This is a genomic window from Clostridium sp. AM42-4 (assembly GCF_003480105.1).
Lineage (GTDB): Bacteria > Bacillota > Clostridia > Lachnospirales > Lachnospiraceae > Brotaphodocola.
Window position 1 is genome coordinate 8133 of record NZ_QUIK01000014.1, and the last position, 5329, is coordinate 13461.

Here is a 5329-nt window from a genome sequence, read left to right on the forward strand (position 1 = left end):
GCTTTTCGGCAACTCACACGGCCCTTGTCATATACTGAAATTGTTATTTTAAAATTTAATCTCTTTTCCTTCCAGTCGCCACTGTCTGAACTCTGCAGAAGCGGACAGAAGCAGGTCGGAGGAGGAGTTCAGTGCGGTCTCAACAGAATCCTGGATAACTCCGATGATGAAACCGACGCCGACTACCTGCATGGCGATGTCGTTCGGGATACCGAATAAGGAGCAGGCCATCGGGATCAGCAGCAGGGAGCCGCCGGCAACACCGGATGCGCCGCAGGCAGACAGGGCAGCCAGAACGCTTAAGATGATGGCACTCGGAATATCGACTGCGATGCCGAGGGTGTGTGCGGTAGCCAGAGCCATAACGGTGATGGTGATTGCTGCGCCGTCCATGTTGATGGTCGCGCCAAGCGGGATCGTTACGGAGTAGGTATCCTTATCCAGTCCCATTTCCTCGCAGGTTTCCATGTTGATCGGAATGTTCGCTGCAGAGCTTCGGGTGAAGAATGCGGTGATCGCGCTTCTCTTTAAGCATTTGAAGATCAGCGGGTACGGATTCTTGCGGATACACCAGAATACCAGGATCGGGTTGGTAACAAAGTAAATGAACAGCATGGAACCAACCAGAACGGCAAGGAGTTTTCCGTACTCTGTGAAGATGGAAAGACCATTCTCGGAAACGGTGCTGAATACAAGTCCCATGATGCCAAACGGTGCAAAGCTGATGATCCAGGTAACTACTTTCGCAAGACCACCTGCAATTTCATCGAACATGGTTTTGGTTGTTACACTTGCGCCGCGCAGGCCAATACCGAACAGCACTGCCCATACCAGAACACCGATATAGTTTGCGTTTACGATCGACTGAACCGGGTTGCTTACCATATTTAAAAGCAGGGAGCTTAATACCTCCGTGATGCCCTCCGGAGCAGCCAGGTCAGATGCGCCCTCCGCCAGAGTCAGGGTGATCGGAAACATCATGCTGGCGATCACGGCAATGACAGCAGCAAGGAAGGTACTGAACATATAAAGAATGATAACGGTACGGATGACACCGCCGTGGCTCTTACCGGAATGGCACAGGGAGCTGATGACCAGGAAGAACACCAGGAGCGGGGCAACCGCCTTTAATGCACCTACAAAAACATTACCAAGGATGGCGATGCCGGAAGCCTGCGGAACTGCAAGGCCTAAGATGGCACCGATGATGAGGCCGGCAACGATCCGTTTTACAAGACTGATGCCGCACCAGGTTTCAAATAGCTTTTTCATAAACATGCCTCTTTCTTTCGTTAATGGATCAACTGTGATGATCTGTGGGCGATGCCCAGTGTTTTATTATACACAATGTGTAATAGAAATACAAATGTTTTTTCTGCACGGACATTTCCGGAAGATTGTTTGCGGATGGCTTTTGAAATGTTTCTGAATTGAAAGAAAATTGTAAATTCTCCCCATCTGTTTTGTGGTATTCTTTTTATAGAAAACAACAGCAAAGAAAATGGAGGGAACGCGATGAAGTATCAGATTCTTGGAACAACCATGCCTGCAGTGGAGATTTTATTTGAACAGAGCGGAGAGAGCATGTATACCCAGACCGGCGGCATGGCATGGATGACAGAGGGTATCAGCATGACCACCAATGCACGCGGCGGTCTTATGAAAGGAATTGGCCGTATGTTTGCAGGGGAATCCCTCTTTATGGCAACTTACAAGGCAGAACAGCCTGGTACCCAGATCGCGTTTGCTTCGACGGTTGCAGGAAGCATTCTCCCAGTCAATGTGGGGGAAACCGGCGGACTCATCTGCCAGAAGGGTGCATTCCTCTGCGCCCAGGAAAGTGTTGATTTAAATGTTACTTTTACCAAAAAAGCGTCCGCAGGTCTGTTTGGCGGAGAAGGCTTCATTCTGGAGGAATTAAGCGGAAGCGGCATGGCATTTCTGGAGATTGACGGGGATAAAGTCATCAAAAATCTGCAGGCGGGCGAGGTACTGAAGGTCGATACCGGCAATGTCGTTGCGTTCGAAAAGAGCGTTCAGTACGAGATTGAGACGGTCAAAGGTTTCGGAAATATCATGTTTGGCGGAGAAGGTCTGTTTTTAACCAGACTGACCGGTCCTGGCAAAGTGGTATTACAGACTCAGAACGTCGCAGAGTTCGCAGGAAGAATCGCAAGATACATCCCGGCTGCTACCACAAAATAGAGATTGCCTGTCTGCGTTTCCATCAAAGGGGAACCGCCGCATGCGTTGATACGCAGAAATCGTTTGCCGGGACTTGACATTTTGAGGCTTCCACTTTATAATGCGATATATTGGCAAGATACTGTTTCCACGATGCGAAAATAGTATCATTGACATCCCAAAGTCGTAAATACAGGTTAAGGCATTGAAGAGAACAAGTAACAGTCCGAGGTACCGCACAGAAAGCAGCCGGCAGATGAGAGGAGCGCGGAAAACGAACTGCGAATACATCCCGGAGCCGTGCACCGAACAAAATCAGAACCACAGCGTTACAGATATGTCGCAGAAGTTATGGCATGGAAACGCCAGGATTCCGAAAACCGCATTGGAATCGCGAAAGGGGGTTCTGCATGGATCAGTAGGCTGCGCCGGATTACAGCATCCGTTATCATGCTGGAACAAAGCAGGCGGAAACAAAATGCATCAATCAGCATCGATCTGCAGCTTTGTTCGCTGAGGCAGGCAGTGTGAGCTGTCTGTGAAGTAAGGTGGTAACACGAGACGTCCCTCGTCCTTTCTGGCATTTGCCAGGAGGACGGGGTTTTTTATTTCTATTCCCATGAATCAATCCAGAAAAAGCTGCCAGTGGCAGCCCGCAGGTTTCATGGGAAGCAATTTCTAAGATATCATAAAGGAGAACTACAATGAACTGTTATGAAGAGCTGGTAGCCCGCGGCCTCATCGCCCAGGTTACGAACGAAGAAGAAATCAAAAAAATGGTAAACGAAGGAAAGGCAACCTTCTATATCGGTTTTGACCCGACCGCAGACAGCCTGCATGTAGGCCATTTCATGGCACTGTGCTTAATGAAACGTCTGCAGATGGCAGGAAACAAGCCGATCGCCCTCATCGGCGGCGGTACCGGTATGATCGGCGATCCGTCCGGACGTACCGACATGAGAAAGATGATGACCCCGGAGATGATCCAGCACAACTGTGACTGCTTCAAAGAGCAGATGAGCCGTTTCATCGACTTTAGCGACGGCAAGGCCCTCATGGTAAATAACGCAGAGTGGCTGTTAAAATTGAACTATGTAGAGCTGCTGCGTGAGGTTGGTGCATGCTTCTCCGTTAACAACATGTTGCGTGCAGAGTGCTACAAACAGCGTATGGAGAAGGGCTTAAGCTTCTTAGAGTTCAACTACATGATCATGCAGAGCTACGACTTCTATATGTTATACCAGAAATACGGCTGCAACATGCAGTTCGGCGGCGATGACCAGTGGAGCAACATGTTAGGCGGTACCGAACTGATCCGCCGTAAGCTGGGCAAGGACGCACACGCCATGACCATCACCCTGCTGTTAAACTCCGAGGGCAAGAAGATGGGCAAGACCCAGTCCGGCGCTGTATGGTTAGACCCGAACAAGACCACCCCGTTCGAGTTCTACCAGTACTGGAGAAATGTGGCAGATGCCGATGTATTAAAGTGCCTGCGCATGCTGACATTCCTGCCGCTTGAGCAGATCGACGAGATGGACAAGTGGGAAGGCAGCCAGTTAAATACCGCAAAAGAAATCCTGGCATATGAGCTCACCAAGCTGGTTCACGGCGAGGAAGAGGCTGAGAAAGCACAGACTGCAGCACGCGCACTGTTTAGCGGCCAGGGAAGCCTGGAGAACATGCCAAGCTTTACCTTAACCGATGCAGACTTCAACGAGGGAAGCATTGATATTCTGGCAGTCCTGCAGAAATCCGGTCTGGCTCCGACCCGTTCCGAGGCAAGAAGAAACGTAGAGCAGGGCGGTGTATCTGTAAACGGCGAGTCTGTGAAGGAGATCAAGACAGCCTACACCAAGGCAGACTTTGCAGGTGACGGTATGGTTGTAAAACGTGGTAAGAAGAAATTCATGAAGGTAACAGCTGAGTAATTATGGAAGAAAAAAATCAGAATAGGAATGCGGGTCAGGATTCGCAGACCCCGCACAAACGCCGTGTCCGCTATAAGGGCACCCATCCGAGAAGATTTGAGGAAAAATACAAAGAGCTGAACCCGGAAAAATACGCAGATACCATCGAGCATGTCATTCAGAAGGGCGGAACACCGGCAGGAATGCACATCTCCATCATGGTGAAAGAAATCCTGGATTTTCTGCAGATCAAGCCGGGACAAAAAGGACTCGATGCAACGCTTGGTTACGGCGGCCACACCCGTGCCATGTTAGAGCAGCTTCACGGCGAAGGCCATATTTACGGTCTGGACGTGGATCCGATCGAATCCGTGAAGACGAAAAAACGTCTGGAAGACCTTGGATTTGGCGAGGAGATCATGACGGTGCGGCAGATGAACTTTGCCGACATCGACCAGATTGCAAAAGAGGTCGGACCGTTTGACTTCATTCTGGCTGACCTTGGTGTTTCCTCCATGCAGATCGACAATCCGGAACGCGGTTTTTCCTATAAGTTTGATGGACCGCTGGACCTGCGGTTAAATCCGCAGGCAGGGATCTCTGCGGCAGAGCGGTTAAAAGAAGTTGACCGGGAAGAGCTTGCTGGTATGCTGGTAGAAAACTCCGATGAGCCGTATGCAGAAGAAATCGCACGCTGCATCACCGGAGCTATCCGCAAAGGGGAAAAGGTGGACACGACCACGAAGGTGCGGGAGCTCATTGAGCAGGCACTTTCCTTTATCCCGGAAAAAGACCGGAAGGAAGCCGTGAAGAAAGCCTGTGCCAGAACCTTTCAGGCCCTGCGCATCGATGTAAACAGCGAGTTTGAGGTGCTTTACGCATTCCTTGACAAGCTGCCGCATGTGCTGGCACCAGGCGGACGCGTGGCGATTCTGACCTTCCATTCCGGCGAGGACCGCATGGTAAAGAAATCGTTCAAGCAGTACCAGAAGGCTGGACTGTACTCCGAAATCGCGGAAGATGTCATCCGGCCGTCCGCAGAAGAATGCGTCCGCAACAGCAGAGCAAGATCTACGAAGCTGCGTTGGGCGGTGAAGGCAGAATAACTATTTTTAAGTATATGACAAGGGCCGTGTGAGTTGCCGAAAGGTAACTCACATGGCCCTATTAAAGTTAATCAAATTGTTATTCTTTCATTTTAGGTTTGAAGATCAGCGCCCCCAGATACCCAAACA

General features: G+C 50.2%; 4 protein-coding genes. 3 read left to right on the plus strand and 1 reads right to left on the minus strand.

The features are described 5' to 3' along the window. Window positions 1-48: 48 nt before the first annotated feature. Window positions 49-1272 carry a serine/threonine transporter SstT gene (sstT, locus tag DW922_RS11750; protein ID WP_195715061.1) on the minus strand — a complete coding sequence of 408 codons (1224 nt, stop codon included), beginning with the start codon at window positions 1270-1272 and terminating at the stop codon, window positions 49-51. 243 nt (window positions 1273-1515) lie between these two features. Between sstT and DW922_RS11755 the strand changes: the two genes are divergently transcribed. The 3 genes from DW922_RS11755 (at window position 1516) to rsmH (ending at window position 5200) form a co-directional block, all read left to right on the plus strand. Next, window positions 1516-2205: a TIGR00266 family protein gene (locus DW922_RS11755; protein WP_118720419.1), complete on the plus strand. Its 690-nt coding sequence runs from the start codon at window positions 1516-1518 to the stop codon at window positions 2203-2205. A 683-nt stretch (window positions 2206-2888) separates the two neighbouring features. After that, complete coding sequence (gene tyrS, locus DW922_RS11765; protein WP_118726662.1) at window positions 2889-4115, plus strand: tyrosine--tRNA ligase; 1227 nt, start codon at window positions 2889-2891, stop codon at window positions 4113-4115. A 2-nt stretch (window positions 4116-4117) separates the two neighbouring features. Beyond that, complete coding sequence (rsmH, locus tag DW922_RS11770; RefSeq protein WP_118726663.1) at window positions 4118-5200, plus strand: 16S rRNA (cytosine(1402)-N(4))-methyltransferase RsmH; 1083 nt, start codon at window positions 4118-4120, stop codon at window positions 5198-5200. Window positions 5201-5329: the final 129 nt, after the last annotated feature.